4 protein-coding genes are annotated in these 3,629 nt (G+C 74.3%); all 4 read right to left on the bottom strand.

Going from position 1 to position 3,629, the window contains the following annotated elements:
- Positions 1-83: 83 nt before the first annotated feature.
- The 4 genes from aroQ to aroC are packed head-to-tail and all read right to left on the bottom strand — an operon-like array spanning position 84 to position 3,478.
- Positions 84-515 (bottom strand): type II 3-dehydroquinate dehydratase, encoded by a 432-nt coding sequence (gene aroQ / locus SACPADRAFT_RS0219015; protein ID WP_007026921.1) that lies wholly within the window; start codon positions 513-515, stop codon positions 84-86.
- Complete coding sequence (gene aroB / locus SACPADRAFT_RS0219010; RefSeq protein ID WP_007026922.1) at positions 512-1,663, bottom strand: 3-dehydroquinate synthase; 1,152 nt, start codon at positions 1,661-1,663, stop codon at positions 512-514. Before aroB ends, aroQ begins: the two co-directional genes overlap by 4 nt.
- Positions 1,664-1,691: 28 nt before the next feature.
- The gene (locus SACPADRAFT_RS0219005) at positions 1,692-2,231 is read right to left on the bottom strand and encodes a shikimate kinase (RefSeq protein ID WP_198048355.1); all 540 of its coding nucleotides are present in this window, start codon (positions 2,229-2,231) and stop codon (positions 1,692-1,694) included.
- A 47-nt stretch (positions 2,232-2,278) separates the two neighbouring features.
- Positions 2,279-3,478, bottom strand: a complete 1,200-nt coding sequence (gene aroC, locus SACPADRAFT_RS0219000) for a chorismate synthase (protein WP_007026924.1) — start codon at positions 3,476-3,478, stop codon at positions 2,279-2,281.
- Positions 3,479-3,629: the final 151 nt, after the last annotated feature.

Below are 3,629 nucleotides of genomic sequence, written 5' to 3'. Positions count from 1 at the left end.
CCGGCGGCGCCGGCGCCGTCCGCACCTGAGCATCCGGGCCCGGACACACGGGCCGTGCCGCCGGTGCGGGTGCCGGAGAGCCGTCAGTCCGTACGCTCGGCCAGCCAGCGCACCGCGAGGCGGTAGCCGTCCACCCCGAGCCCGGCGAGCACGCCGGTCGCGACGTCGGAGAGCACGCTGTGGTGCCGGAACGGCTCCCGCTTGTGCACATTGGTGATGTGCAGCTCCAGCAGCGGGGCGGTCAGCTGCGCGGCCGCGTCGCGCACCGCGATCGAATAGTGGGTCCAGGCGCCCGCGTTGAGCACCACCGCGGCACCGGTGTCGGCGGCCTCGTGCAGCCAGGAGACCATCTCGCCCTCGTGGTCGGTCTGGCGCACCTCGACGTCCACACCGAGCTCCGCACCGGTGTCGGTGCACAACCGCACGAGGTCGTCGTGCGTGGTCGCCCCGTACACCGCGGGCTCCCGGGTGCCGAGCCTGCCCAGGTTCGGCCCGTTGAGCACCAGCACCTTCACAGCAGCACCTTCCCCTCCTGCGGGTCCCCGCCCGCCACGACCGAGTACGCCGCGGCCAGCAGGGAGGGATCCGGCCCCTCCAGCCTGCCCGGCCTGCCGGGCCCGTCGAGCACCACGAACCGCAGGGTGCCGGACCGGGTCTTCTTGTCCGCGTGCATGTTCTCCACCAGCTGCCCCAGCGCGTCCGGGTCGTAGGTGGTCGGCAGCCCGAGCGCGCGCAGCACCGTGGTGTGCCGGTCGGCGGTCGCGTCGTCGAGCCTGCCGGCGAGCCTGCCGAGTTCGGCGGCGAACACCAGCCCGACGCTGACGGCGGCGCCGTGTCGCCAGCGGTAGCGCTCCCGGCGCTCGATGGCGTGCCCGAGGGTGTGGCCGTAGTTGAGCACCTCGCGCCCGTGCGACTCCCGCAGGTCCGCGGCGACCACTCCGGCCTTGACCTCGATCGCGCGGCGCACGAGCTCGGCGAGGACGTCCCCGGTGGCGTCCACCGCGGCCGCCGGGTCCGCCTCGATGAGGTCGAGGATGCGCGGATCGCCCACGAACCCGGCCTTGACCACCTCGGCCATGCCCGCGACGAGGTCGTTGGGCGGCAGGGTCTCCAGGGTGGCGAGGTCGACGAGCACCGTCGACGGTTCGTGGAACACGCCGACGAGGTTCTTGCCCGCGTCGGTGTTGATGCCGGTCTTGCCGCCCAGGGCGGCGTCCACCATGCCGAGCAGCGTGGTGGGCACGTTCACCAGCCGGACCCCGCGCATCCACGTGCCCGCGACGAACCCGGCGAGGTCGGTCACCGCGCCACCGCCCAGGCCCACGACGACGCCGTCCCGGTCCAGCCCGATCCGGCCGAGGACGTCCCAGCAGAACGACGCCACCGACAGTTCCTTGCCGTCCTCGGCGTCCGGGATCTCCACCCGGTGCGCGTCCAGTCCCGCCTCGGTGAGCTCGGTCCGCACCGCCTCCGCGGTGGTGGTCAGCGTCGGCGGGTGCACGATCGCCACGGCCGAGGCGTCGGCGACCGTCGCGGTGAGGTCGCTGAGCAGTCCACGGCCCACGAGCACCTCGTAGGGTCGCTCGGTCCGCACCGGAACGCGGACGGGTTCGTCGGCCCCGGGGGATCCGGAAGACCCGGGGGACTCGGAAGACTCGGTCATGCTGCTCCTCGTTGCGTCGCTGTGCGCGTCACGGCGCGCGTCGCTCGGCCGCCCGCCCCGCCGGGAGGCGTTCCGCGAGCGCGGCGACGACCTCCTCCGGCGTGCGACCGTCGGTGTCGATCTCGACCGTGGCCACCTCGCGGTAGACCGGTAGCCGGGCGTCCAGCAGGGCCTTGTAGGTGGCGCGCGGATTGACTCCCGCGAGCAGGGGCCGCGCCGTGGACAGGCCCGCCCGGCGCACCCCCTCCGCCATGCCGACGTTGAGGAACACCACGGTGTGCCCGGCCAACCGGGCGCGTGTGGCCGCGGAGAGCACGGCCCCGCCCCCGAGAGAGTAGACCCCGGTGTGCTCGCGCAGACCCCGCGCGATCGTGTCCTCCTCGACGGCGCGGAACGCGGGCTCGCCGTCGGTGGCGAAGATGTCCGCGATCGGGCGACCCTGGTCGTCGACGATGTCGTCGTCGGCGTCGTGGTAGGCCACCCCGAGGTGCTCGGCCAGCAGCCTGCCCACCGTGCTCTTGCCCGAACCGGGGGGACCCACGACGACGACGGGACCGCGCTCGCTCATGCCACTCACGGTATCCGTGACCGGTCGCCGCGCACGCACCGGAGGCCTCACCGCGACCAGAATCCGCCCAGCCGGTCGAGGTAGCCCCGCGCGTTGCGGGTGCTCTCGTCCAGCGAGTCCCCGCCGAACTTCTCCAGCGCGGCCTCGGCCAGCACCAGCGCGACCACCGATTCGAGCACGACCCCGGCCCGCGGCACCGCGCACACGTCGGAACGCTGGTGGATCGCCGTCGCGGCGTCCCCGGTGGCCACATCCACCGTGGACAGTGCCCGGGGGACGGTGGAGATCGGCTTCATCGCGACCCGGACCCGCACCGGCTCACCGTTGCTGATGCCGCCCTCCAGGCCCCCGGCCCGGTTGCTGCGCCGGGTGACGCCCGTGGCGCCCGCCCCGGCGTCCCGGTCGATCTCGTCGTGCGCCTCGCTGCCCCGGCGGCGCGCGGTGGTGAACCCGTCGCCCACCTCGACGCCCTTCATGGCCTGCACCCCCATCAGAGCCCCGGCCAGCCGGGAGTCGAGCCTGCGGTCCCAGTGCACGTGCGAGCCCAGACCGGGCGGCAGTCCGTAGGCGATCACCTCGATCACCCCGCCGACGGTGTCGCCCGCCTTCTTCACCTCGTCGACCTCGGCGATCATCGCGTCGGTCGCCTCCTGCCCGAACGCCCGCACCGGGGACTCGTCCACCTCGGCGAGATCCCCCGGGCCCGGCAGCGGCCCGTCCGGCGCCTCCGCCCGGCCGATCGACACGACGTGGCTGACGATCTCGGCGCCGAGCAGCTGCCGCAGGAACGCCCGCGCGACCGTGCCCACCGCGGTGCGCGAGGCCGTCTCCCGGGCGCTGGCCCGCTCGAGCACGGGACGGGCCTCGTCGAACCCGTACTTCTGCATGCCCGGCAGGTCGGCGTGCCCGGGGCGCGGGCGGGTGAGCGGCTCGTTCCGGGCCAGCCCCGCCAGCTCGGCGGGGTCCACCGGATCGGCGGCCATCACCTTCTCCCACTTGGGCCATTCGCTGTTGTCGATCCGTACCGCGATCGGGCCACCCTGGGTCCGGCCGTGCCGGACCCCGCCGAGAATCTCGACGTGGTCGGTCTCGAACCCCATCCGCGGGCTGCGGCCGAAGCCCAGCCGCCTGCGGCCGAGTTGTTCGCCCAGTTCGGCAGTCGTGATCTCCACGCCCGCGACCATGCCCTCGAGGACGGCGGTCAGGGCGGGACCGTGCGATTCACCCGCGGTCATCCAGCGCAACACGACTCCGATCCTGTCACGCGCCCCCCGCCGCGCCTCAGGCGACACCGTCCACCGCCGTGCCGGGGAACAGCAGCACCAGGCAGGTGGCCGCGAGCATCCCGGGCCCGTGCGGCACCCCGGCGGGCCACCGCGCCCCGGCGAGCCGCAGTGC

The organism is Saccharomonospora iraqiensis subsp. paurometabolica YIM 90007 (assembly GCF_000231035.2).
Classification (GTDB): domain Bacteria; phylum Actinomycetota; class Actinomycetes; order Mycobacteriales; family Pseudonocardiaceae; genus Saccharomonospora; species Saccharomonospora paurometabolica.
This window is presented reverse-complemented; position numbering and strand designations above follow the sequence as displayed.